23 protein-coding genes and 4 pseudogenes are annotated in these 23,142 nt (G+C 58.1%); 24 read left to right on the forward strand and 3 right to left on the reverse strand.

The window, feature by feature from the left end:
- Window positions 1-24: 24 nt before the first annotated feature.
- Genes IPP35_00740 through IPP35_00750 form a run of 3 tightly spaced genes read right to left on the reverse strand, consistent with a single transcriptional unit; the run spans window position 25 to window position 2,485 of the window.
- The gene (locus IPP35_00740) at window positions 25-1,710 is read right to left on the reverse strand and encodes a hypothetical protein (GenBank protein ID MBL0057670.1); all 1,686 of its coding nucleotides are present in this window, start codon (window positions 1,708-1,710) and stop codon (window positions 25-27) included.
- Window positions 1,707-1,961: a hypothetical protein gene (locus IPP35_00745; protein MBL0057671.1), complete on the reverse strand. Its 255-nt coding sequence runs from the start codon at window positions 1,959-1,961 to the stop codon at window positions 1,707-1,709. The genes IPP35_00740 and IPP35_00745 overlap by 4 nt, the downstream gene beginning before the upstream one ends.
- Window positions 1,937-2,485, reverse strand: a complete 549-nt coding sequence (locus IPP35_00750; protein MBL0057672.1) for a ThiF family adenylyltransferase — start codon at window positions 2,483-2,485, stop codon at window positions 1,937-1,939. Before IPP35_00750 ends, IPP35_00745 begins: the two co-directional genes overlap by 25 nt.
- 480 nt (window positions 2,486-2,965) lie before the next feature.
- On the opposite strand from IPP35_00750, the pseudogene folE reads away from it, so the two are divergent.
- The 24 genes and pseudogenes from folE to IPP35_00870 all read left to right on the forward strand — a co-directional run bounded on the left by folE (window position 2,966) and on the right by IPP35_00870 (window position 23,054).
- A pseudogene (gene folE / locus IPP35_00755) lies at window positions 2,966-3,564 on the forward strand (GTP cyclohydrolase I FolE).
- Between the two features lie 4 nt (window positions 3,565-3,568).
- Window positions 3,569-3,829: an HAD hydrolase-like protein gene (locus IPP35_00760; GenBank protein MBL0057673.1), complete on the forward strand. Its 261-nt coding sequence runs from the start codon at window positions 3,569-3,571 to the stop codon at window positions 3,827-3,829.
- Window positions 3,830-4,213 (forward strand): HAD-IA family hydrolase, encoded by a 384-nt coding sequence (locus IPP35_00765; protein MBL0057674.1) that lies wholly within the window; start codon window positions 3,830-3,832, stop codon window positions 4,211-4,213. It abuts the gene before it with no gap.
- Between the two features lie 44 nt (window positions 4,214-4,257).
- On the forward strand, window positions 4,258-5,367 hold the full coding sequence (gene moeB, locus IPP35_00770) for a molybdopterin-synthase adenylyltransferase MoeB (protein ID MBL0057675.1): 1,110 nt from the start codon (window positions 4,258-4,260) through the stop codon (window positions 5,365-5,367).
- Window positions 5,368-5,430: 63 nt separating this feature from the next.
- Window positions 5,431-6,468, forward strand: a complete 1,038-nt coding sequence (locus tag IPP35_00775; protein MBL0057676.1) for a LacI family DNA-binding transcriptional regulator — start codon at window positions 5,431-5,433, stop codon at window positions 6,466-6,468.
- 76 nt (window positions 6,469-6,544) lie between these two features.
- Window positions 6,545-7,509: pseudogene (locus IPP35_00780) on the forward strand (cysteine synthase family protein).
- Window positions 7,452-7,946: pseudogene (locus tag IPP35_00785) on the forward strand (M67 family metallopeptidase). The pseudogenes IPP35_00780 and IPP35_00785 overlap by 58 nt, the downstream one beginning before the upstream one ends.
- A gap of 63 nt (window positions 7,947-8,009) precedes the next feature.
- Window positions 8,010-9,733 (forward strand): annotated as a pseudogene (locus IPP35_00790) (nitrite/sulfite reductase).
- A gap of 3 nt (window positions 9,734-9,736) precedes the next feature.
- Window positions 9,737-10,507 (forward strand): HesA/MoeB/ThiF family protein, encoded by a 771-nt coding sequence (locus IPP35_00795; GenBank protein MBL0057677.1) that lies wholly within the window; start codon window positions 9,737-9,739, stop codon window positions 10,505-10,507.
- A 47-nt stretch (window positions 10,508-10,554) separates the two neighbouring features.
- The gene (locus tag IPP35_00800) at window positions 10,555-10,734 is read left to right on the forward strand and encodes a hypothetical protein (protein ID MBL0057678.1); all 180 of its coding nucleotides are present in this window, start codon (window positions 10,555-10,557) and stop codon (window positions 10,732-10,734) included.
- Window positions 10,735-10,827: 93 nt separating this feature from the next.
- Window positions 10,828-11,553 carry a class I SAM-dependent methyltransferase gene (locus tag IPP35_00805; protein ID MBL0057679.1) on the forward strand — a complete coding sequence of 242 codons (726 nt, stop codon included), beginning with the start codon at window positions 10,828-10,830 and terminating at the stop codon, window positions 11,551-11,553.
- Window positions 11,554-11,555: 2 nt separating this feature from the next.
- Entirely contained in the window at window positions 11,556-11,912 is a 357-nt protein-coding gene (gene ndhC, locus IPP35_00810; protein ID MBL0057680.1) for an NADH-quinone oxidoreductase subunit A, read from the forward strand.
- Window positions 11,903-12,427, forward strand: a complete 525-nt coding sequence (locus tag IPP35_00815) for an NADH-quinone oxidoreductase subunit B (GenBank protein ID MBL0057681.1) — start codon at window positions 11,903-11,905, stop codon at window positions 12,425-12,427. The genes ndhC and IPP35_00815 overlap by 10 nt, the downstream gene beginning before the upstream one ends.
- The gene (locus IPP35_00820) at window positions 12,424-12,957 is read left to right on the forward strand and encodes an NADH-quinone oxidoreductase subunit C (GenBank protein ID MBL0057682.1); all 534 of its coding nucleotides are present in this window, start codon (window positions 12,424-12,426) and stop codon (window positions 12,955-12,957) included. Before IPP35_00815 ends, IPP35_00820 begins: the two co-directional genes overlap by 4 nt.
- Window positions 12,958-13,218: 261 nt before the next feature.
- Window positions 13,219-14,328, forward strand: a complete 1,110-nt coding sequence (locus IPP35_00825; GenBank protein MBL0057683.1) for an NADH-quinone oxidoreductase subunit D — start codon at window positions 13,219-13,221, stop codon at window positions 14,326-14,328.
- A gap of 28 nt (window positions 14,329-14,356) precedes the next feature.
- On the forward strand, window positions 14,357-15,580 hold the full coding sequence (nuoH, locus tag IPP35_00830) for an NADH-quinone oxidoreductase subunit NuoH (protein MBL0057684.1): 1,224 nt from the start codon (window positions 14,357-14,359) through the stop codon (window positions 15,578-15,580).
- Complete coding sequence (locus IPP35_00835) at window positions 15,580-16,113, forward strand: NADH-quinone oxidoreductase subunit I (GenBank protein MBL0057685.1); 534 nt, start codon at window positions 15,580-15,582, stop codon at window positions 16,111-16,113. The genes nuoH and IPP35_00835 overlap by 1 nt, the downstream gene beginning before the upstream one ends.
- A gap of 13 nt (window positions 16,114-16,126) precedes the next feature.
- Window positions 16,127-16,618 carry an NADH-quinone oxidoreductase subunit J gene (locus IPP35_00840; protein ID MBL0057686.1) on the forward strand — a complete coding sequence of 164 codons (492 nt, stop codon included), beginning with the start codon at window positions 16,127-16,129 and terminating at the stop codon, window positions 16,616-16,618.
- A complete protein-coding gene (gene nuoK / locus IPP35_00845) occupies window positions 16,618-16,926 on the forward strand; it encodes an NADH-quinone oxidoreductase subunit NuoK (protein MBL0057687.1) in 309 nt (102 codons plus the stop codon). Before IPP35_00840 ends, nuoK begins: the two co-directional genes overlap by 1 nt.
- 1 nt (window position 16,927) lies before the next feature.
- Window positions 16,928-18,901, forward strand: a complete 1,974-nt coding sequence (nuoL, locus tag IPP35_00850) for an NADH-quinone oxidoreductase subunit L (GenBank protein MBL0057688.1) — start codon at window positions 16,928-16,930, stop codon at window positions 18,899-18,901.
- A gap of 21 nt (window positions 18,902-18,922) precedes the next feature.
- Window positions 18,923-20,413 carry an NADH-quinone oxidoreductase subunit M gene (locus IPP35_00855; protein ID MBL0057689.1) on the forward strand — a complete coding sequence of 497 codons (1,491 nt, stop codon included), beginning with the start codon at window positions 18,923-18,925 and terminating at the stop codon, window positions 20,411-20,413.
- Between the two features lie 24 nt (window positions 20,414-20,437).
- A complete protein-coding gene (locus IPP35_00860; GenBank protein ID MBL0057690.1) occupies window positions 20,438-21,853 on the forward strand; it encodes an NADH-quinone oxidoreductase subunit N in 1,416 nt (471 codons plus the stop codon).
- Complete coding sequence (locus IPP35_00865) at window positions 21,844-22,842, forward strand: polyprenyl synthetase family protein (GenBank protein MBL0057691.1); 999 nt, start codon at window positions 21,844-21,846, stop codon at window positions 22,840-22,842. The genes IPP35_00860 and IPP35_00865 overlap by 10 nt, the downstream gene beginning before the upstream one ends.
- Window positions 22,843-22,859: 17 nt before the next feature.
- On the forward strand, window positions 22,860-23,054 hold the full coding sequence (locus IPP35_00870; protein ID MBL0057692.1) for a twin-arginine translocase TatA/TatE family subunit: 195 nt from the start codon (window positions 22,860-22,862) through the stop codon (window positions 23,052-23,054).
- Window positions 23,055-23,142 lie beyond the last annotated feature (88 nt).

The following is a 23,142-nucleotide window of genomic DNA, read 5'->3' on the forward strand; positions in this document are numbered from 1 at the left end:
GTCGTCACGCGAATGAGCGATCGGCTATTGGGGTTTCGCGGGCGCACGAACGCCGGCTGTTTTGACCCGTCGATTGGCGAAGGGGCCGGTGTTGTAAGGGTGCGTCTCCACGGTTAGAACGGCGGAGGGCAAATGGTCCCTTCGGAGTTCCCCGAACCCGGAACTGTAGGTGGCGAGGCGATTGTCCAGCTGGGCTCGGGCCCGCTCGAGGAGGTCCGGCGTGTTCGCCGTCCCGGCGCGCAATTCCAAGGAGACACCCAAATTGAATGCGTCCGTGACGAACAATTGATGTCCATACACCGCTTCCGACAAGGCCGCGTCTTCTCTCACGGTCCGTTCCACGTCTTGGGGGAAAATGTTCGCCCCGTCGATGGATACGGTGCCGTCGGTGCGGCCGAAAATAAATAAGAACGGAAGGTGCAGATCGAAATACTTGTCGTGTCGTAAATTGAGACGATTCCAGTCCAACCCCGCTTCGGCCGCGGCCTGCCGTACCTCGTCGTAGGTCACCACAAAGCCTTCGTCGTGGATGTTGTAGCGGACGCGTGGAATCGTCAGAAGGGGCACGAGAACGGTGGAGGCGAATTCTCTTCGCGCCCCGGGGTTTCCGTCCGTGGGCCTGTTTTCGTTGTAATAGAACGAAGGATCGAACTGAAAAACCATGGGTAGACGATGGAGCAGATCTTCGCCCAGCAGTCGCGACAGAAACGCGCGGGCCGACGCCTCGGTTTTAAATGGAAGATTCTCTTCGCCCGATCGGAGACGCCACACCTCGTGGGCCTTCTTTTGATCGATGAAGGAGAGCGAGGCCACATAAAAAAGCGTCCGCACGGCATAGGCGAGGTGGGATTCGATGCCTTCCCCCAGCCCCTTGTCCGAGGACCCATAAACGGAAAAAATAACCGATTTGTTTCCGAGTTTGCGGATCAGGCTGTCTCGCCATTCTTCCACGAAACCTTCGCCTCCCACCACCACGTCAAAGTGATAATCGGAGAACTTGATGCCGACGGCTTCCAGTCGTTGTAAAAGAGAGAAGATAAAAGGCGGATAACCCGCCAAGAGCATTCGACGGGAAGGACCCAAGGAGCGAATGGTTTCCGTCGCTTCTTCCAAAAGCGTTCCAATGTTGATGATGGCCCCGTAAAATCGGGCGCTGGAGGCGAAATTTCCACCCGTCAGCCAGGAACCCATCACCCAGCAATTGACGATAAAATAATCGTGACCGAACATGTCCAGCAGGGTGTGGCCGATGAATCCGACCGTTTTATCAAAAGCCAGTTGTTCCTCAACGCTGTCGGCCCAGATGGTGGGTTGCCCCGAGGTTCCCGCGGATTTGTAGAGAGATCCCGCCCGCGGAATCCGGCCCCCGCGGCAAAGATCCACCAGCGTGTTCGTTTTAACGTAAGACGCCTTGTCCAACACGGGCATGTGGTCCTTGAAATCCTGAAAGGTCCGCAAGCCATTTGGAAAACATCCCTCCACTCTTTTCTTCAAGGCCGGGGTTTCCCGAATGAAATAGCGGACAACGGCGACAAGTTTGTTTTCCGACATTTTCCATAGGGCCGCGGGGGTGACGAGATTGAGAAAGACCTTGATTTGCGAGGGATGGTTCCACAGCCACCGTTCCACCATGATTTGGAGTCTGAGGGGAACAGGCAGGCCGAGGGAGTATGATAAATTGACGCTTTTCGCGGCAAGCCTGGCTATCATAGGGATTCTCCTAAAGTGAGAGTTCCCACTTCGGCCAGGCGATCCAGGTCCACGAGATGGATTCGGGGCGCCGGGGCGACCGGTTGACCGCTCAAAATCCTAACCGCCAGAGTGTTGGCCAAAGCGGCGATGCTCATTCCGCCGACCGCCAGTTGGGAAGCCGGGCAGGCGGTGCCGTCTTCCATGACTTTGAGGGCTTCGGAGAAGACGGCCACGATGGCGGGGTTCAGGTGAGCCCCCAACACCGACATGATCCCGGCAAAACGCTCAATATAAGATTCCCCATCGACGGGCCCGTGTTCTGGAAGACCGAAAAGCGTGCGCGCGGTGCATGAATGGCCCCCAGGAAAATAAAGGCCCGCCGCGCCCCAGCCGGCGGTGAGGCAGGACAATACGGTTTTTTTTGAAGGTGCGACTCGTCGTGCAGAGCGATCACGTCGGGAAGGTTAAGAAAATCAATCGTGTCTATCACGAAATCAATTTTGCCGACGATTTTCGCCACGTTCTTTTGCGTGACCCGCTCATTGAACGCCTCCACTTCGATATCGGGGTTGATGCCGACAAGCCGATCGCGCAAGGCTTCCACTTTTGGCCGGTTCAAGTCTTTGAATTCATAGGCCTGACGGTTGAGGTTGTGGGAAGACACCGTGTCGTGGTCCGCGAGAAAAAACTTTGTGAAACCAGTTCGAACCATGGACTCTGCGATGGTGCTTCCCGCCCCGCACCCTGCCACAAGAACTCGGGTGTTGCGGATCTTTTCCTGAATCGCGTCCAAGATATAACCCTTGTTTCGGAGAACAAGGTCTTGGTACCTTGTTTTTTGGGATTGCCGGCTTCTGTCCATCGTGGATTTGCTCCTAATAAGGGGTCTCGACTAAAGCGGATTTCTCGGCTAAGCCTACATGATGAATAGTGCTTTCGCAAGGGAACTTCATTTTCGGCGGATTCAACCCGAAATTGGAAAATGAGGCCTGGGGTGAAAAATCAATGGGTGGGGAAGGAGGGCCCATCGGGATCACCTTGGCCATGGGCCCGGAGCCGATTTCTTAATGGGGTCCTATCGTCGGGGCAGGGGTAGGCGATTTTTTGACGAAAGGCAACAAATTAAGTAATATATAACCATGCGGAAGAAATATTTTACATTCCAAGAGGTGCAAGCCGCTCCGCCCCAAGGGGAGGTTCTCCTGGGCAGGTCGAATGGTTTGAAACGGCGGGCGGAGGGCGAGATGATTTTTTTGGCTCAAAACAAGTAAACATGACTCCTGCCGCCCCCCCCTTAAAGAGCAACGGCGTCCCTTCGGCGCGGTCTCTGGAAACGTTGGCGGAAGAGCTTTTGGTTTTGGTTGGAGAAGATCCCCGCCGCCAGGGGCTTGTTCGGACACCCCAACGGGTGGCGAAGGCCTGGAAAGATTTGACATCGGGGTATGCGGTGGATGTGGGACAGCTCATCAACCGCGCCTTGTTTGACGAATCCTACAGCGAGATGGTGGTGGTGCGGGATATCTCCTTTTATTCGCTTTGTGAGCATCACCTGCTCCCCTTTTTCGGCGTCTGTCACGTTGCCTATGTGCCGAATGGAAAAATCATCGGACTTTCGAAAATTCCAAAACTCGTGAAGGCCTTTTCCCGCCGGCTTCAGGTGCAGGAGCGGCTGACCAACGAAATCGCCGACGTCATGATGCGCGAAGTAGCCCCCTGGGCGTGGGCGTGGTCATGGAGGCCCGGCACATGTGCATGGAAATGCGGGGCGCCGAAAGCATCAACAGCCCGACGGTCACCAGCTCGATGCTGGGCCTGTTCCGTACCGACGGGCGAACGCGCGACGAATTCTTGGCTTTGATCCACCCCAAGTAATTCCATGGACGTGCAAGGGGTTCTGTTCGACCTGGACGGGACTCTGATCGATAGCCGGAGGGACATCGCGGCCTGTGTCAATTTTACGTTGGCCGCCCTGGGGCGGCCTTCGCCCCTTTCTTTGGAGAGCGTTGAAAAGATGGTCGGGGATGGGGTGCGTCAGCTCCTCACCCGGGCGGCCGGGGTATTGGACGAACCAACGATGAAACGCGCGCTGGAAATTTTCCTTCCCTATTATTTGGACCATTGCGCCGACACGATTTAACTGTACCCGAACGTTCTTGAAACGCTGAAAGCCTTAAGGCCGCGGGGGTTGGCGGTGGTGACGAACAAGCCCATGGCGCACACGGAAAAAACACTGAAGGCCTTGGGGGTGGAATCCCTTTTCGAGGTGGTCTTGGGGGGGGATTCACTGTCGACGAGGAAACCCGACCCCGGACCGGTGACGGAGGCCCTTCGCCGGTTGGGAGTCTTGCCGGACCAGGCGGTCATGGTGGGGGACAGCCCCATGGATATTCAATCGGCTCAGGCGGCGGGGGTTCGGGTGGCGGCCGTCACCTATGGATTTAGAACCGGGGTTGAGTTAATGTCTTACTCTCCGGATTTTCTCATCAGCGCGTTCGCCGAATTGCGGGAGGTCGTCAAGTGAAACTCAATCAAGAGCAGGTGTTGCGCTATTCACGTCATCTGATCATGCCGGAAGTGGGTGTGGAGGGGCAGGAAAAACTGGCGGAAGCCAAAGTCCTTCTCATCGGCGCCGGGGGGTTGGGGTCGCCGAACGCGCTCTACCTGGCCGCGGCGGGGGTGGGAACGCTGGGACTCGTTGATTTCGACAAAGTCGACCACACCAACCTCCATCGCCAGGTGATCCACGGAACCTCCGACGTGGGCCGTTTGAAAGTGGAAAGCGCCAAGGATACTATTCAGGACATCAACCCCAACGTGTCCGTAAAAACCTACACCGTCCCCTTCACCCGGGAGGTGGCCCTGGATATTTTGAAGAACTACGACATTGTCGTGGATGGAACCGACAATTTTCAGACCCGTTACTTGACCAACGATGCCTGTGTTTTTTTGAAGAAGCCGAACGTGTACGCCTCCATTTTTCGTTTCGACGGCCAGGCCACAGTTTTTAAACCGGGCGACCCCGCAAGCCCCTGCTATCGGTGTCTTTATCCCGAACCGCCGCCTCCGGGGGAAGTGCCGTCCTGCGCCGAAGGCGGGGTCCTGGGGATCCTTCCCGGCCTGGTGGGGCTGATTCAGGCCACGGAAACCATCAAGCTGATTATCGGGAAAGGGCGTTCCCTGGTGGGCCGTCTCCTCTTGATCAACGCGCTGGAGATGACCTTTGACGAGCTTCAGATTCGCCGAAACCCCTCTTGCCCGGTCTGCGGGGACCACCCCACCGTGACCACCCTGGTCGACTACGACCAATTCTGCGGGATCGGGCGGGGAAATGAGTCCACCGAGAAATCCTTGAACGGCGGGGGGGACATGAGCGTGCGAGACCTGAAGGCCCGCTTGGACAGGAAAGATCGTTTCGTGCTTTTGGATGTGCGCGAGCCGAACGAATATGAAATCGCCCGCATTCCCGGTTCGCGGTTGATTCCCCTGGGCGACATTGCCCAGCGGGCGGGCGAATTGGACACGGCAGACGATATCGTGGTCCACTGTAAATCAGGGGTCCGGAGCCAAAAAGCCATCCAAATTCTTAAACAGATGGGCTTTAAAAGACTCACCAACGTCAAAGGCGGCATTCTGGCCTGGGCGGACGAAGTGGATTCTTCCATCCCGAAGTATTGACGTCTTCGAAAAATAAACTACAATATCCCGACTTCTTGCCCGCGCGGGCAAAAGACACCCCTGATGCCCATACATTCACTGGAAGATCTGGCGAAACGACTAAAGGTTTCTCGACGGACAGTTTCCCGGGTCTTGCGCGAAGAGAAAAACGTTTCTCCTCTCCTGCGGGAACGCGTGGCGCGTTATCTGAAGCGGGAAGACTACGTCCCCAACGCCCAAGCCTCCCGTTTGGCCGCGGGTCGGGTGCCCGTGGTGGGCCTTGTTTTTCCGGAAAGTTTTCTCCCTTCCATGGACGATTACGCGGCCCGGGTCATCCGGGGGGTTCTTCAAGCCGCTCAACTTCGGGATCACCAAGTCACTTTCTACGCCTTTAAAAATTTGGATTTGGCGGAGGCCTGCCGGCTTCACCAAGGCAAGCGGGTGGGGGGACTGCTTTTCGTCGCTTTTGGTCCGTCGGATTTCAAGGCGCTTCAAACCCTTCGCGGGCGGGACGTTCCCGTGGTGAGCGCGAACCTCATTTGTCCGGGTGTCGATTCCTTTGATTGTGACAATGTTCTGGGCGGTTACCTGGCGGCCAAACATTTGTTGGAGGCCGGGCGGAAGCGGGTGGCGTTTTTGCATGGCGATCCCGGGTGGGTGAGTTCCAACGACCGCTTCCGGGGTTTCAAGAAAGCTCTGGATGAAGGGGGGCAGGTTCCCCGGCCGGAGCTCGTGCAAAACGCCTACTACTCCATGTCCGCCGCCCACGACGCGGTGTTGAAAATGTTGGGTCGCCGCGGGGCCCGGCCGGACGCTATTTTTGCGGCCAACGATTTGATGTGCATGGGGGCCTACGCCGCCGTTCGGGAGCATAGCCTCCGGGTGCCCGAGGACGTGGCGTTGATCGGTTTCGACGACATTCCGGTCTGCGGACTCCCGATCCTCGAGACCACCCTTTCTTCCATCGCCCAGCCCCTGGACGACATCGCCCGGGCCGCCACGGATCGGCTCATGGATCTGATGGAGAGTGAAACCGTTTCCGCTCCGATCCACCGTCTCTTTCCACCCAAGTTGGTGGTCCGGGAGAGTTCCGGTGGCGCGCAACCACACCGCTGGGCCTGAATTCCTAAATCCCGCCTTGAAGAACCCTCTTTCATCAAATGTTGACGAAAAAGTCATAATTCGAGATAATGGGGGCATGTTGACAGCCAAGCGGCTTCGCCATGGGGTGGGGCTCCTGGAACGGATCGGCAACACCCCGCTCCTTCGGTTGGACCGCCTCTCCCGTTGGGTGCCGGAAGAGGTGGAGGTGTACGCCAAAGCGGAGTTCCTGAACCCCGGCGGGTCCGTGAAAGACCGGGCGGCTAAGAACATGATGCTGGAGGCCTTGGCCTCGGGAGAACTGACCAAAGACAAAATTCTCTTGGATTCCAGCTCGGGGAACACGGGAATCGCCTACGCCATGATCGGGGCGGCCTTGGGAATCCGGGTCCAGCTGGTGATGCCGCAAAACGCCTCGGAAAAAGGTCGGTTGATTGAAGCGTTCGGCGCCAAGGTCACCTACACCGATCCCTTGGAGGGCACGGACGGGGCCCAACTCGAATCCCATCGACTTTTCAAGGAAAGCCCCGGCCGTTACTATATGCCGGACCAGTACAATAACCCCAACAACTGGCGGGCCCATTACAAGACCACGGCGGAGGAGATTTGGCGCCAGACGGAAGGGCGGGTGACCCATTTTATCGGGGGTATCGGAACGAGCGGCACCTTGATGGGGACGGGGCGGCGGCTGAAGGAACTGAATCCGGAGGTTCAAATCATCGCGGTGGAACCCGCCACCCCGCTTCACGGGTTGGAAGGATTGAAACACATGGAAACCTCCATCGTGCCGGGGATCTACGACCCGCGCGTGCACGACCGGAAAATTTCCGTCTTCACCGAGGACGCCTACGAAATGTGCTGTCGGATGGCGCGGGAAGAGGGAATTCTGGTGGGATACTCCTGCGGGGCCGCTCTCCATGGTGTTTTTGAAGTGGCCCAGGGACTAAAAAACGGCGTGGTGGTGACGGTTCTCCCGGATTCGGGGAACGGTATCTCCGCACGCGATATTGGGGCGACCTTTTAGACAATTTCGAAGACTACATGAAGGACCACGACCTGTGACCCTGGTCTTGCCCCCGGACGTTTATGCCGGATTGAAAACCTGGGCGGAGGGTTGCTATCCCTTCGAAGGGTGCGGGGTTTTGGTGGGACGGTTTGAAAAGGGAGGCACCCGGTGCGTCGTGCGGTTCGAGCCTTTGGCCAACCAGCTGAGGGAAAAGACCAAGGCCCATCCAGGCGTTTTGGCCGCGGCCCGGGACACGCTCGGAAAACGAGCTGAAACCGAAGGGCAGTTTGAATTTGTGATGGACCCCGCCGCTTTCAACCGAGCGGTCCTGAAGGCGGCGAAAGACGGGTTGGATTTGGTGGGGGTTCTCCATACCCATCCCGACCACCCGGCCCGGCCCAGCTCCACGGACGCGGCTCAACCGCTTCTGGCGGGCTGGTCCAACGTCATCGTTTCGGTTAAAAAAGGCCTTTTTGACGAGGCCCGTTCCTGGTTTCGCGACGAAGAAACGGCGCCTTTCGTCGAGGAGCCCATTGAAGTGACCAAGGAGTCTCCCATGTCGGCTGTTCTTCCCGATTACGTTGAAAATGAAATCCGTCAGTTCGAGGAAAATGTCCGTTCTCTTAAGGCCGGGAAAATGGAAATGGATGATTTTCGTCGTTTCCGGTTGAACAATGGCATTTACGGGATCCGAAACCAGGTGGACAAGCAAATGATCCGGGTCAAGGTTCCCTTTGGGAAACTGACCCCGGAACAGCTGGAGGCCATGGCCGACGTGACCGAGATCTTCGCTCCCTCAAAAATCGGTCATTTCACCACGCGGCAGAACCTTCAAATCCATATGATCCCGCTGGAGGACACCCCCAAGATCATGCGGCGGCTGGCGGAAGCCGGTCTCACGCCCCGGGAAGGGTGCGGCAACACCGTGCGGAACATTACGGCGAACCCTTACACGGGCGTTCATCCCGATGACGTTTTTGATGTGGCGCCCTATGCCGACGCGGCGTTTAAGTTTTTTCTTCGCAACCCCTTAAGCCAAAACCTTCCGCGGAAATTTAAAATGGCTTTTGAAAGCACGGCCACGGATTACGCCTTGACGTCCATTCACGACATGGCTTTCGTGGCGGAAATTCGGGAGGGCGTTCGCGGCTTCAGAACCTATGTGGGTGGGGGGTTGGGGGCCACGCCCCAGGTGGCCATCCGTTTGGAAGATTTCACTCCCGCCGACCTTCTGATGCCGACGATCGAGACCGTGGTTCGGCTCTTTGACCGTTTCGGAGATCGCCAAGACAAGCTTCACGCCCGGATTAAGTTCCTGGTCAAAAAATGGGGGGCGGACGAATTCCGGAAAAAGTTTCAGGCCGAGCGTCGGGCCGTCTTGTCGACCCGGGCGGGGTCCATCGACTGGACGGTGCCCCTGGTGGAGGAATCCGCCCCCGTCCTTTCGGGGTCTATCCCGACGGAAACCCCGGCCCCCGGTTACGATCGCTGGAAGGCCACGAACGTGGCCCCCCAACGCCAATCCGGGTATAGCTGGGCCACGGTGGTTCTCCCCTTGGGCGACATCACCGTGGGTCAAATGCGCGCCTTGGCCGGAATTTCTCGCCGCTTGAACGGAGGGCGACTGCGGACCACCATCGAACAGAATTTCTTGTTGCGATGGGTGCGCCAAGATCATTTGCCGTTGCTCTACAATGCCCTGGTCAAAGCCGGGCTCGGCACGGCGGGGGGGAACCGGCTTTCGGATATCACCCGATGCCCCGGCGCGGACACCTGCCAAATTGCCGTCACCAAGTCCCGGGAACTGGCCATGGCTTTGGGGGATTGTTCACCAACGGTCTTTCGGCCGATGTGGACCTGGAAGGGCTCCACATCAAGATCTCCGGTTGCACCAACAGTTGCGGCCAACACCACATCGGAAGTCTCGGATTCTACGGAACCTACCGCAAGGTGGGCGAACGTCCTGTGCCCCATTACATGATGTTGGCGGGCGGATCGACGAAAGAAGGCGAGGCCCGGTTCGGCCAGGTGATCGCGGCCCTGCCGGCCCGGCTTGTTCCGGGCGCGGTCAAAAAAGTTATCGGCGCCTTCAAAGCCGAGCGGCAAAGTTCCGAAACCTTCGACGCCTGGTTTTACCGGGTCGGCAAGGCCCGGCTAAAAGAATTGGTTCAGGAGTTCACCACTCTCCCGCCCTATGCGGACAACCCCAGCCTCTATTTCGATTGGGGCGAGACCCAGGATTTCAAACCGGACATCGGGGTCGGAGAGTGCGCGGCGTAAAAAATGCGTGCTTCCAAAGGCTGGGCGGAGCGCTACGCGCGCCAGTTGATTCTGCCGGAGGTGGGCGGGGGGGGGCAGGAGAAAATTTCCAAGGCCCGGGTTCTTTTGGTGGGCGCGGGCGGGCTGGGTTCTCCGGCGGCTCTCTATTTGACGGCGGCCGGGGTGGGCACTCTGGTCCTCGTTGACAACGACGCGGTGGATCTTTCAAACCTCCATCGCCAGATTTTGCATTTTTCCCCGGATGTGGGCCGGCCCAAGGTGAGGTCCGCCAAGGACAAACTTTCGGCGCTCAATCCGGGGGTGCGGGTCCTGGCGAAAAAAAACCGTTTCACCTCCGCCAACGCCGCTGGTTTATTGGCGGGGTGCGACCTGGCGTTGGACGGTTCCGATAATTTCGAAACCCGGTACGCCTTGAACGCCGCCTGCGCGGCGCGGGGGGTTCCCTTGGTTTGGGGCGCGGTGCTTCGCTGGGAGGGACAGGTGATGACGGTCGCTCCCGGAAAGTCGGCGTGTTACGAGTGCCTTTTTCCCGAGCCGCCCTCCCCGGACCTGGCTCGTTCTTGTTCCGAAGCAGGAATCCTCGGGTCCGTGGCGGGAACCGTCGGGGCGCTCATGGCCACGGAGGGACTCAAGGTCCTGTTGGCTCGGGGTGAAACCCTGGCGGGGCGGCTGTGGGGGTTGGATCTTTTACGCATGCGGGTGAGGGAAAAGAGCGCGGTCCAGCGGCCGGATTGCCCGGCGTGCGGAAAGACAACGTTGACAAGGAAGGCCTAAATTCATTTAATCCGTGTTCTTCCAATAAATCGGAGAAGGGGTATCCCATGGCTGAGAATTATATTGTGGTGAGCAAGGTCAAGAAGATGGTGAAAGAGAAGGGTCTGCGGACGGGCGGCGATTACGTGGAAGCCCTGTCCAAGAAAGTGGAAGAGATGGTGAACGTCTGCGTCCAGAAGGTCCTGAGCGAGGGAAAGAAAAAGACACTCGGCGCGGAAGACCTTTAAACCGAGGCACCCCGCCTTTTCAATTAGGGTTTCTTTTCCTTTCTGACCGGCGCGCCCCGTGGGCGTTGCGCTTCGTCTGACGGACGAAGATCCTTGGGCGGGGCCTCGGATGGGTCGGACGGGATGGAGACGGTTTCGAAGGAAATCATCGGCCGGATGTTTTCGGCCCTGGCGCCGCGCTACCGTTGGTTCAACCGATGGTCCAGTCTCGGGATGGACGAGGCCTGGAGACGGAGCGTGGTGGCGGAGTTAACGGGTTGCCCTCGCGTTTTGGATCTTGGCACGGGCACCGGGGATTTGGCCTGGAGACTGCAGGCCCGCCGCTCTTTAAAATCTTGGACTGTGGGGTTGGATTTAAGCTTCGACATGCTCGCCCAAGCCCGGGCGGGTGGGGACGGTCCTTCCCCCGTTTGGGTTCAAGGAAGCGCGGACCAACTGCCTTTTCGGTCCGGGTCTTTCGATGGCGTGGTCTCCGCCTTTGTTCTGCGGAATCTTTTGGTGGGGGGTATTCTTCCCGCCGCGGTTCGCGACGCGTGCCGGGTTCTTCGACCAGGGGGGCGGTTGGTTTTCTTGGATCTCACCCGCCCGACCAAACTTTGGATGCGGTGGGGGCACGGGATCTACACCCGAACTTTCCTGCCTTTATTTGGGCGGATCTTATTCGGGCGGCGATGGCCGGGGTCCTATCTGGCGGCTTCTATTCGGGCGCTCCCGGGCCCGGAAACCTTCGAGCGGTTATTTCAAGAATGCGGATTGAGCGGATTTGAGTATCGGCCCCTGTGGGGGGGATTGGTGTCTCTTTACTTAGGAAGGAAATAACAATGATGGCGCTTCAGTATTTTCACATTCTGGTCTTCGCTTTAATCGCCGCGGCTTTTTTCCCGATTCTCCTGGGGGTGGCTTATCTGGCCCGGGAACGCGGGGTGAAAAAAGATTTGACCGCCTACGAATGCGGGATGGAACCCGTCGGATCCGCCTGGGTTTCGCCCAATATCCGATTTTATGTGTTCGCCCTGGTTTTTGTTATTTTCGATGTGGAAGCGCTCTTCGTTTTTCCCTGGGCCGTTCAGTTTAGAACGCTGGGGGTCCAGGGGTTCCTTGAGGTGATGGTTTTCGTCGGGGTGCTTTTCCTGGGGTTGGTCTATGCGTGGCGGCAGGGAGCGCTCCAATGGGAATAATTCAAGAAAAGGTCCTTCCCTCGACGATTTATAAAATTCCTGGGCTGGGCGAGATCAGCATGACCACGGTGGATTTCTTCATCGATTGGGCGCGAAAATCCAGCATTTGGCCCTTGACCTTCGGCCTGGCCTGTTGCGCCATCGAAATGATGGCGGCCTACGGCACCCGTTTCGACGTGAACCGGTTCGGCGTCATCCCGCGCCCCTCCCCGCGGCAGGCGGACCTCATGATCATCGCCGGCACCGTGACCAAAAAGATGGCCCCCGCCATTGAAAAACTTTACCACCAGATGCCGGAACCCCGTTTCGTGATTTCCATGGGAGCCTGCGCGAACTGCGGAGGCCCCTATTTCGATTCCTATTCCGTGGTGAAAGGCGTGGACCGGATCATTCCCGTGGACCTCTACATCCCCGGTTGCCCGCCCCGGCCGGAAGCTCTTTTGAACGCCGTCCTGGCTTTGCAAAAGAAGATCGACACCATGTACGTCGCCGGCATCAAAGTGAAAACCACATGACCGACAACGCCTCCCTTCTCGATCAGATTCGGGCGCGATTTCCGGAAGCGGCGGAGACAGTGTCCCCCGATCCGAAGTTCGTTCGGGGCAACGAGGAGCTCCAAATCAAAGTTCCAGCTTTATCGGTGGGCCGGCTGGCGGCGTTCCTCAAGGACAAGTTGGGGTTTGATTTCTTGAACTTTCTCACCGCTGTTGATTTTCCCAAAGAGAATCGTTTTGAGCTCGTCTACCACTTTTTACGTTCCTCCGATCCCGGCGTTCAGGTTTTCGTCAAGGCGGATCTTCCACGGGAGGGGGAACCTTCCCTCCCGTCCCTGGTGGCTTCCTACGCCGCCGCCGATTGGCAGGAGAGGGAAACTTACGATCTTTTCGGGATCCGCTTCGACGGGCATCCCAACCATAAGCGCATCCTCCTATGGGAAGGATACTCCGGTTGGCCGCTCCGAAAGGATTATGTCCATACCCGGGACAAATACGACAACGGGACCGAAGTGGGCACGCCCAAGACGCCGGCGGGGGGGGCGCGATGATGGATTTTCGGATCCTCTCTTTTAAAAAAAGGGCGCCCCAGGGAAAGGCGCGTGGTTCCTTCGCTTTTGTTCAGGCGAAAACCCTGGTGAAAGGCCTCTGGGCCCAACGGCAAAGGCCGTCTTTATCCCGCCTTTTGAAAAGGGCGGAGGGTGAGAATTTCGTTTGGGGGAGGTCCCGTGCCCACTGAGTGGTCTCTCCCGGCCGGCACGGTGAACGAGCGCGCGGACTCTCTTTTGTCCGGCCCCTCCTTTGAAACGAAAATGGAGCGGGTTTCCGAACACGAGATGCTGTTGAACATGGGGCCCCAACATCCCTCGACCCACGGGGTCTTGCGCGTGGTCCTCCGGTTGGACGGCGAGGTGGTGACGGGGGCCGCGCTGGACGTGGGCTATCTGCACCGGGGCGTGGAAAAACTGGCTGAAAACCGCACGTATCCGCAATTCGTCATCCTCACCGATCGGGACGACTATCTGTGCGCCATGCTGAACAATTGGGCGTACTGCCTGACGGTGGAAAAACTATTGAAAGTCGAAATTCCCCAGCGGGCGGAGTATTTGCGCGTGATCGCCGGAGAGATGAACCGCATCGCCTCGCACCTCCTTTTCATCGGGACCTTCGGGATCGATATCGGCGCCTTCACTCCTTTCCTCTACGCTTTCGGGCGGGAACGAGAAATGATTTTGGACCTTTTTGAACAGCTCTGCGGGGCGCGCATCACCTACAACTATGTCCGCATCGGCGGGGTGTCCAACGATTTGCCCGACGGCTGGATTGAAAAAGCCAAAAAGTTCGTGGCCCACATGAAGGGATGCCTCAAAGAATACGACGACCTTCTGAGCTACAACCCCATTTTCATGGACCGAACCAAAGGCATCGGCCTCTTGACCAAAGAGAAAGCCATCGCCTACGGCGTGTCCGGCCCCAACCTTCGCGCCAGCGGCGTCCCCCTGGATCTACGGAAAGACAGGCCCTACGGCGTCTATTCGAAATTCCAATTCAACGCCGCCGTGCGCCAGAACGGAGATTGCTGGGATCGATACATGGTTCGGCGGGATGAAATTGAGGAGTCCTGTCAGATTCTGGAGCAGGCGTTGGACGGCGTGCCCGCCGGGGACATTTTAGGGAAAGTTCCCAAAGCCAACCTTCGCCCGCCCGCCGGGGAAGCCTACGGGCAACTGGAAGGAGCCCGGGGTTTGCTGGGGGTTTATCTGGTGTCGGACGGAGGCTTAAGCCCCTATCGCCTGCATCTCCGCGCACCCTCTTACATCAACCTCGCCACCCTGCAGGAAATCCTGACCGGCTGGAAAGTGGCGGACGTGGTGGCCATTTTGGGTTCCGTGGACATCGTGTTGGGCGAGGTGGACCGGTGAGACGTTTCAAACGGGGAGCGGGATTCTAATGGCTTCCGGACCCTGGGCGGTCACGGGCCCCTGGTCGGCGTCCCAGACGCCCGCCGCCATACGCCGCCGGTATTTCCGGTCGGTGCTCGTTTTGGCGGCCATCCTGGCGCCGCTTTTCGCGATAACGGTTCTCGTCGGCGAACCGGATAAATACTTTCATAAAATTTTGGATCTTTTGACGGCCTTCGTGGAGAAAAAGGGAGGCCCGGCCTGGATTCCCACGGCGGTCACCATCGCCGTCCCCTGCATGGTGGTCCTGGGTCTGATTCAGGTTTTACCCATTTTTCTCGTGTGGTGGGAAATGAAGATCGCGGCGCATATCCAGGTCCGCCTCGGGCCCATGCGGGTGGGACGGTTCCACGGGATTCTGCAGACCATCGCCGACGGCATCAAACTGTTGTTGAAAGAGGATCTCATTCCGGAGGGGGCGGACCGGAAAATACACTTTATCGCGCCGGTGATCGCCGTGGCGCCGGCGTTGGTTTGTTTCGCTCCCATTCCGCTGGGGCACGCGGGGTTGGCGCCGGTGGGGTTGGACGTGGGCCTGCTTTTCGTCCTCGGCGTGTCCGGACTTTCCGTGATCGGTCTCTTGATGGCGGGGTGGGGATCCAACAACAAATACTCCATGTTGGGGGGCCTGCGGGCCGCGGCTCAGGTCGTGTCCTACGAGATCCCCCGCGTGATCTCGGTTTTGCCGGTGGTGATGTGGGCGGGGACCCTTTCTCTGGGCGGCATCGCCGCTCACCAAGGGGACCTCTGGCAGGGCTTTCTCCCCAAGTGGTTCATTTTCTATCCCGTGGTGGGGCAGGTTTCCTTCATCGTTTACTTGATCGCGTCCATCGCCGAAACCAACCGGACCCCCTTCGACATCGCCGAGGCGGAGTCGGAGTTGACGTCGGGGTTTCACACGGAATATTCAGGGATGAAATGGGCCATGTTTTTCATGGCGGAATACGCCTACATGTTCCTGGCTTGCGCCCTGGGCGCCGTGCTTTTCCTGGGTGGCGGCGGGGCCCCTCACCCGCGATTGAACTTCATTCCATCCTATGTCTGGTTTTTCGGAAAAACGTTTTTCCTGGCGTTCCTGTTTATTCTGTTCCGGTGGAGTTACCCCCGGCTTCGGGTGGACCGGCTCATGGAGTTTTGCTGGAAGTTCCTCCTGCCTTGGTCCCTCGGCAATGTCGCATTGGCCGGGTTCCTGTTTTTGATGAGGAGCCGGTAATGTTCGCTTACCTTAAGACCGTGTTTCAGACCTCCGTGGGATTGATGAAGGGGTTGAAAATCACGCTCCGGCATTTGTTTCTTCCCGCCATCACCGTCCAATATCCCTACGAAAAGTTGAATCTCTCGGAGCGTTTTCGCGGCGCCCTGGCGTTCCATCCGGAGATCTGCATTTCCTGCGAGATGTGCGTTCGCGCCTGTCCTTCGGTGTGTATTTCCCTGGAAGCGAAACGGAACGAGGAAACCAAGAAAAAAGATCTGGCTTGGTACAAAATCGATTTCGGCAAGTGCAACTATTGCCGCCTTTGCGAGGAGGCGTGCCCCACCAAGCCTAAATCCGTCCACCACACGAAGGAATATGAACTCACTTTCACGGGCCGAAACGAGTTCGTGATGGACTGGCGGCCGGAGGTGGCTCAACCCCAAGGGTCGGACGTGGGGCAGATTTGGACCTCTTTCACGGCGCGGGGCCAAAAGTTGGGCCTGGACCCCAAAACCAATGCCTCCTCCACGCCATCGGAACCGGTGGCTTGAATGGGACTTCCTTATGATTGAGGCGGCGGTGTTCCTGTTGTTGGTTCTAATGGTTCTCGTTCCGGCTGTTCTGGCCGTGAGCTTGAAAAATATTTTCCATTGCGCGCTCTGGCTGGTGGTGTCCTTGACGGGTGTGGCGGGGCTCTTTGCCATGCTGGGATCGGATTTCCTTTTTGTGGCGCAGATCTTGGTCTATGCCGGGGGGATTACGGTGCTTCTTCTTTTCGTGGTTCTGCTTTCGGGGAGTCCCAAGGATTGGGTTGTCAAACAGGTCAACAGCCAATGGGTGTGGAGCCTTCTTCTCGCCGGTATTTTCACGGCGCTCTTGGCCACCCTTTTCCGCCAGTTGCCCGAGGCGGCTTCTTTGGGGGAAACGAAGCCGGTGACGGAAGCCTTGGGTCTCGTGCTGGTTCGAGACCTGGCGCTTCCTTTTGAGGCGGTATCGCTGGTTCTCCTGGCCGCTTTGGTGGGCGCCATTCACTTCGGAAAAAGGACGCGGGCCTAATGGTCGGCCTGATCGGTTACTTGATGGTGGGAGCGGCGCTTTTGGGCATCGGGATCTTCGGCGCCCTTTCGCGCCGTAATATCCTCAGCGTTCTGATCGGGATCGAATTGATGTTCAACGCCGCGAACATTAATTTCGTGGCCTTCAACCGTTATCTTCATCCGGGCCAACCCTGGGGGCAGGGGTTCGCGGTGTTCGTGATCGCCTTGGCCGCGGGGGAAGCGGTGGTGGGATTGGCTCTCGTTTTGGCGATCTATCGAAACTTTAAAACGGTCTTGGCTGAAAATCTAGACCTCCTAAAAGGCTGACATGTTGAACCACGCGTATCTCATCCCTCTTTTGCCTCTCCTGGCCTCTCTGGTCATCCTGTTCTTCGGGAAGAGGCTTCCCTTGGGGGGCGCTTGGCTCGGGATCTTGGCCGCGGGTTGGGGGATCGCCCACTCTTTCGGTATTTTGGGAACGGTCTACGCCCATCCCGAGGTTCTCAACCAGCTGGGCGTTTCCGGGCGATTCTTCGAGGCCACCTGGGATTGGTTCACGGTGGGAAACGCGCGGGTGGAAATGGGCGTCATGATCGACGGCATGGCGGCGCTGATGCTCGTGGTGGTGACAGTGGTTTCCTTCCTGGTGCAGGTGTATTCCCTGGGATACCAGCACGGCAAGCCCCGCTTCTCGCGCTATTACGCTTACCTCTCATTTTTCACCTCCGCCATGTTGATCCTGGTGGTAGCTAACAACCTCCTTCAATTCTTCATGGGATGGGAGTTGATGGGACTTTCCTCCTACCTTCTGATCGGTTTTGAATTCGAGCGGCCCGCCGCGGCTTACGCGAGCCGGAAAGCGTTTATCACGACCCGGGTGGGCGATGTGGGTTTCTATTTGGGCCTGCTCCTGCTTTTCACCACCCTCGGGACTTTGAACTTCGGAATCATCGGGAGCGAATACGTCGCCAAGATTTCCCCGGCGCTGGCCACCGTGATCGCTCTCTTGCTCTTCGCCGGGGCGGTGGGAAAATCCGCCCAGGTACCGCTTCATGTGTGGTTGCCGGACGCCATGGAAGGCCCCACGCCTGTGTCGGCGCTGATCCACGCGGCCACCATGGTGGCCGCCGGGGTGTTTTTACTGGCGCGCTTTCATTTCCTTTTCGCTCTGTCGCCGGTGGCCAAAACGATCGTGGCCTGGACGGGCGGGGTCACCGCCCTGGGGGCCGCCTTGAGTGCCTTAACGGCCACGGACATCAAGAAAGTGCTGGCTTACTCCACCATCAGTCAATTGGGGTTCATGGTGATCGCCATGGGGGTGGGAAGTCCCCAGGCGGGTATCTTTCATTTAACCACGCACGCCTTCTTCAAGGCCCTTCTTTTCCTGGGGGCCGGAAGTGTGATCCACGCCGTTCACACCAACGAAATGCCGCTCATGGGCGGGTTGGCCAAAAAAATGCCTGTCACCGCCATCGCCATGATCTGCGCGTGGCTGGCGATTATCGGGTTCCCCTATGTGGGGTCCGGGTTCTACAGCAAAGAGGCCATCCTGGGAGCCATCCTGGAAGACCATCGATACGTTCTTTTCGGCGTGGCCGTTTTCTCGGCTTTTCTCACCACGTTTTATATGACTCGGCTCATGGTTCTGACGTTTTGGGGTTCGCCTCGGGATGCCCATCGGTTCGGCCATGCCGAGGAGAGCGGGCCCAGCATGATATACCCGCTCATGGTTTTGGCAGTATTTTCCGTGGTCACGGGCTTCCTGCTGGAATACCCCTTTCCTCTGGAAAAATGGGTGTCTCTCCCCGGTGCCCTGGCGGAGGGGGCCCACGGCGGGGCCCACGCGTTGGTTTTGTCCGCCTCCTTGGCGGCCCTCGCTTTGGGTTTGGGTCTTGCCTTTACGATGTACATCGGTAATTCGCCGGACCCGGCCCGTGTGGCGGCCCGGTTTCCCGCGCTCTACGAAATCGTCACGGTTCGTTATTTCGACCGGTTCTATTTAAAACTGGCCGATTGGTTTTGTTTCGTACCGGCCCGGGTGTTGGCGGCCTTTGACTATAACGTTCTCGACCAGTTTTTTGTGGACGGGGTCGGTCGGTTGGGGACAAAACTCTCGCGGGTTCAGCGATGGGTGGACGACCACATCGTGGACGGAATATTTGTCGATGGTTTCGGCTGGCTGGCCCTGCGGGCTGGCGCGGCCTTCCGTTCCCTTGAGTCGGGGGCGGTGCAGAATTATCTTTTGGCGGCGGCTTTGGGCGTGGGCGCGTTGGTGCTCTGGGCCGCGGGTGTTTTTGGATAAATTCCTGAGGAGCGACCGTATATGTTAAGCGTAACGACTTTTCTCCCGTTGGTCGGGGGTCTTTTGATTCTGGTTCTTCCTAAAGAACGGAAGGGGCTGATCCGCGCCGTGGCGGTGCTGGCCGCCGGGGCGGCCCTGGTGGCATCGATTTTGGCGTGGATGCGTTTTGACGCGGCCACGGCCGATTGGGCCCACATGCAATTGGTGGAGCGTTGCTCCTGGATTCCGACCTTTGGCATTCATTACGCCTTGGGCGTCGATGGCCTTTCTTTGCCGCTGGTGCTTTTGACCACGCTTCTTTCATTGGTTTCGATCATCGCGTCCTTCGGCATTGAAAATCGAATCAAAGAATATTTCTTTTGGTTCCTCCTGCTGGAAACCGGAATGTTGGGGGTCTTCGTTTCTCTGGATATGTTCCTGTTTTATGTTTTCTGGGAAATCACCCTGGTCCCCATGTATTTCTTGATCGGGATTTGGGGGGGACCGAAGAAAGAATACGCGGCGGTGAAGTTCTTCCTCTATACCTTGGCGGGAAGCGTGTTCATGTTGCTGGGAATCTTGGCCCTTTATTTCTCCAGCGAACCTCGGACGTTCGACATGGTTGAGTTGGCGCGACAATCCACGACGTTTGTGGGGCCTCGGTTCCTTTGGGTGTTTTTGGCGCTTTTCGTCGGGTTTGCGGTGAAGGTTCCCGCGTTCCCTTTCCACACTTGGTTGCCCCTGGCCCACGTGGAAGCCCCCACGGCGGTGTCCGTGATCCTGGCGGGCGTGTTGTTGAAAATGGGAACATACGGCCTGCTACGGGTTTCTTATAGCATCCTCCCCGAAGCGACGCGCTGGTTCATGCCCTTTCTTTTAATCATCGCCTTCATCAACATCGTTTACGGCGCCTTCTGCGCCATGAGTCAAAAAGACATGAAACGCATGGTGGCCTATTCCTCGGTCAACCACATGGGGTACTGCCTGCTGGGCATGGCCTCGATCACCGGAACGAACCCTGCGGCAGGGCTTTCCGGTGCGGTTCTCCAAATGGTGACCCACGGGATCATTACGGGGAGTCTCTTCCTTTTGGTCGGTGTCATTTACGACCAGGCCCATACCCGGAATATCGACGAGTTCGGCGGACTCGGCGCCCGGTTGCCGATTTTTGCCGGTATCATGACGGTTCAGGCCATGGCGTCCCTGGGTTTGCCGGGTCTGGCGGGATTCGTTTCGGAGTTCCTCTGTTACCTGGGCGGCTTCGGCCTCCGAACCCAACTTCTCTGGGTGGGTTTCTCCGTCATCGGCATCGTGGTCACGGCGGCGTTTTTCCTTAAACTGATCAAGGATGTTTTTCTTGGGCCGTTCAATCCCCGATGGGAAGGCCACCTAAAAGAAATGAGCGTTCGGGAATTGTGGACCACGGTTCCGCTCGTGTCCCTCACGATCTTGATCGGGGTTTATCCGGCCTTCCTTCTTCAGATGATGGGGCCCACCCTGGAACAGTTGATCCGGCACGTGGTGGGCGGGTAACCCCAGGGGCTTGAAGGAAACCCCATGATCGCTTCGCTCTCCCTCATCCGCGCTGAACTTCTTTTGACGGCCGCCGCCGTTTTCCTGCTCTTATTGGACAACGGCCGGCAGGAGCGGAAAGGCCTTTCGGTTTGGATCGCCGGGTTGGCCTTGGGGATCGGCGCATGGCTGGTGTTGGACAGCTCGGACGGAACGGCGTTCAACGTTGAGACGCTGGACGCCGGGGGGCGGTTTCTGAAGGTCTTGATTCTGGGCGCGGTCTTGCTGGTCTTGGCTCTTTGCCATGGATTTTCCGGTTTCGAGGGAACGGAAGACCATCCGTTTCACTGGTGCACGTTTGCCGGCCTTTTACTGCTGTCTTCGGTCGGGCTGTTGCTGATGGTGTCGGCCAATGATTTCCTGATGATCCTGATCTCCGTCGAGCTGGTCAGCGTGACCTCCTTCATTTTGACGGGCTTCCGAAAGGACGATCGGCGGGGGAGCGAAGCGGCGATCAAATATTTCCTGGTGGGGGCTTTTTCTTCGGGCCTCATGGTGTATGGAATGTCCCTTCTATACGGAGTAACCGGCGGAACGTCGGTGAGCTCCCTTTTCGGCCCCGGCGTCGCGAGCCTTCCGGCGCTCCCCCTCACGGGAGCACTGTTCTTCCTGTTGGCGGGATTCGGGTTTAAGTTGGCGCTGGTGCCCTTTCATATGTGGGCCCCGGATGTTTACGAAGGCGCGCCCACCCCGATCACGGCTTTCCTTTCGGTGGCGCCCAAAGCGGCGGCGTTCGGTTTGATGATCCGGGTGTTTCAAAACCATGGGGCCTTGCATGTCTCGACGCTCCTGGCGGTTCTGGCCGCGCTCACCATGACCGTGGGGAATTTGGCGGCGCTTCGACAGACCAACGTCAAACGTCTCTTGGCGTATTCGTCCATCGCTCAAATGGGGTATGTGATGATGGGGATCGTGGCGGCGGGTCCGGCCGGTCTGCGGTCGGTTCTGGTTTACCTCACGGCCTATGTGTTCACGAATCTCGGGGCCTTTGCCAGCGTCATCGCCGTGACCGAGGACGCGAAAACGGAATCCATCGAGGGTTTCGCCGGGTTGGCTTTCCGCTCCTTTCCTCTGGCCCTCTTGACAACCTTTTTTCTCCTGTCCCTCACCGGCATTCCTCCCCTGGTTGGGTTCATTGGTAAGTTCTCTCTTTTTTCGGCCGTTCTTCAAACTCCCGGCCTGGTCTGGCTGGCGGTGGTGGGCGCCGTCAATAGCGTCATTTCCTTGGCCTATTATTTTTCCATTGTGAGAGTGATGTTCTTTGTTCCGGCTTCGCGGATGGAGCGGGTTTCCCTGTCTCTGCCGGTGCGGGGGTGCCTGGGTGTGACGTCTTTGGCCACGGTGGGGGTGGGGGTGTTTCCCAATCTTCTGTTGGTGCTCGTCAAGGCCGTATGGCCCTAGTCCTCAAATTATTGGAACCGGTGTTGCGGGCCGAGGAAGCTCGGGAGTTGACGTCTTTTCTCGCGGAAATAGAGGAAACTCTGTCCGGCGTGGCCCGGTCCAAAACGGGTTTTTTGGCCCAGCTGACGGATTATGTTTTGACGGGTTCCGGCAAGCGGGTGCGGCCCGCGTTGGTGTTTCTGGGGTCTCAATTTGGGAAAACCGACCGCGCGGCCCTTCGGGAAACGGCGCTGGCGGTGGAAATGATCCACATCGCCACGCTCATCCATGACGATCTCGTGGACGAAGCGGTCATCCGCCGCCAACGGCCCACCGTGGGAGTCAAATTCGGAGAAGGATCCGCGGTCCTTCTGGGCGACTACGTGTACGCCGAGGCGTTTCAGCGATTGAGCGGTCTCCGGCTTTCGGACCTGATGACGCTTTTCGCGGGCGCCACCATGAGCATGTGCGAAGGGGAGATTGCCCAATACGAAACCCGTTACCGCTTCGATTTGTCCGAGGAGCTTTACCTTTCCTTCCTGAGAAAAAAAACCGCTTCCTTGATGGCCGCGGCCTGCCGGGCGGGCGGGATGCTGGCCGGCCTCCCGGAGGGATCCCTGAAGGCCTTGGAAACGTTCGGCGACCGCTTGGGCCTGGCGTTTCAAATCGTCGACGACATTTTGGATATTGAGGGGGACGAGGCCGTGGTGGGGAAAACCCTGCACACGGACCTCATCCACGGAAAAATGACCCTGCCGTTGATCGATTTCGCCGCGGGCCTTTCAACGGAAAAAGAGCGGGGCCGATTCCAGGATACCTTGCGGAACCCCAACGGGCGGGTGGACGCATTTATCGCGGAATTAAGGCGTTCCGGGGTGCTGGCGCGTTCAAAGGAAAAAGTTCGGACGCTTTTGGGGGAAGCGGAGGTGGCTCTGGCCCCCCTTCCGGATCTCCCCGCGAAGGCGCTCTTGCTCGATGTGGCGCGGCGTTTGTCCGACCGAAGGGTTTGATTTTTTAGGAGGCTCTTATGTTTGGTATGGGATGGCAGGAACTGTTTTTGGTTTTGTTGATCGCGCTTCTTTTCTTCGGCCCGAACAACCTTCCTGAATTGGGGAAAAGTCTTGGAAAGGCCATTTCCGCTTTTAAGAAAGGTTTGAAAGAAGGGGAAGAAGAAGGAAGCGGGACCCCTTCGGTCCGGCCCCCTGCCCCCCCCCAAGCGTAATCCTTCGAACCGATTGAGGTTCCTTCCGCTGTGCGCGGCTTTTTCGCCCGCTTTTGCGTCTTTTACCCCCTGTGAAAAAACTCATGTC

This window comes from Elusimicrobiota bacterium (assembly GCA_016721625.1).
Classification (GTDB): domain Bacteria; phylum Elusimicrobiota; class Elusimicrobia; order FEN-1173; family FEN-1173; genus JADKHR01.

What these genes read in the sequence shown, in the direction of transcription:
- IPP35_00795 (MBL0057677.1), top strand. Translation starts at nt 9,737, where the DNA reads ATGCGTGCTTCCAAAGGCTGGGCGGAGCGCTACGCGCGCCAGTTGATT.
- ndhC (MBL0057680.1), top strand. Translation starts at nt 11,556, where the DNA reads ATGATGGCGCTTCAGTATTTTCACATTCTGGTCTTCGCTTTAATCGCC.
- IPP35_00840 (MBL0057686.1), top strand. Translation starts at nt 16,127, where the DNA reads ATGATTGAGGCGGCGGTGTTCCTGTTGTTGGTTCTAATGGTTCTCGTT.
- IPP35_00740 (MBL0057670.1), bottom strand. Translation starts at nt 1,710, where the DNA reads ATGATAGCCAGGCTTGCCGCGAAAAGCGTCAATTTATCATACTCCCTC.
- nuoK (MBL0057687.1), top strand. Translation starts at nt 16,618, where the DNA reads ATGGTCGGCCTGATCGGTTACTTGATGGTGGGAGCGGCGCTTTTGGGC.
- IPP35_00800 (MBL0057678.1), top strand. Translation starts at nt 10,555, where the DNA reads ATGGCTGAGAATTATATTGTGGTGAGCAAGGTCAAGAAGATGGTGAAA.
- moeB (MBL0057675.1), top strand. Translation starts at nt 4,258, where the DNA reads ATGCCGGAAGTGGGTGTGGAGGGGCAGGAAAAACTGGCGGAAGCCAAA.
- IPP35_00870 (MBL0057692.1), top strand. Translation starts at nt 22,860, where the DNA reads ATGTTTGGTATGGGATGGCAGGAACTGTTTTTGGTTTTGTTGATCGCG.
- IPP35_00825 (MBL0057683.1), top strand. Translation starts at nt 13,219, where the DNA reads ATGGAGCGGGTTTCCGAACACGAGATGCTGTTGAACATGGGGCCCCAA.
- IPP35_00855 (MBL0057689.1), top strand. Translation starts at nt 18,923, where the DNA reads ATGTTAAGCGTAACGACTTTTCTCCCGTTGGTCGGGGGTCTTTTGATT.
- IPP35_00865 (MBL0057691.1), top strand. Translation starts at nt 21,844, where the DNA reads ATGGCCCTAGTCCTCAAATTATTGGAACCGGTGTTGCGGGCCGAGGAA.
- IPP35_00775 (MBL0057676.1), top strand. Translation starts at nt 5,431, where the DNA reads ATGCCCATACATTCACTGGAAGATCTGGCGAAACGACTAAAGGTTTCT.
- IPP35_00835 (MBL0057685.1), top strand. Translation starts at nt 15,580, where the DNA reads ATGTTCGCTTACCTTAAGACCGTGTTTCAGACCTCCGTGGGATTGATG.
- IPP35_00815 (MBL0057681.1), top strand. Translation starts at nt 11,903, where the DNA reads ATGGGAATAATTCAAGAAAAGGTCCTTCCCTCGACGATTTATAAAATT.
- IPP35_00860 (MBL0057690.1), top strand. Translation starts at nt 20,438, where the DNA reads ATGATCGCTTCGCTCTCCCTCATCCGCGCTGAACTTCTTTTGACGGCC.
- IPP35_00820 (MBL0057682.1), top strand. Translation starts at nt 12,424, where the DNA reads ATGACCGACAACGCCTCCCTTCTCGATCAGATTCGGGCGCGATTTCCG.
- IPP35_00745 (MBL0057671.1), bottom strand. Translation starts at nt 1,961, where the DNA reads ATGTCGGTGTTGGGGGCTCACCTGAACCCCGCCATCGTGGCCGTCTTC.
- nuoH (MBL0057684.1), top strand. Translation starts at nt 14,357, where the DNA reads ATGGCTTCCGGACCCTGGGCGGTCACGGGCCCCTGGTCGGCGTCCCAG.
- nuoL (MBL0057688.1), top strand. Translation starts at nt 16,928, where the DNA reads ATGTTGAACCACGCGTATCTCATCCCTCTTTTGCCTCTCCTGGCCTCT.
- IPP35_00760 (MBL0057673.1), top strand. Translation starts at nt 3,569, where the DNA reads ATGGACGTGCAAGGGGTTCTGTTCGACCTGGACGGGACTCTGATCGAT.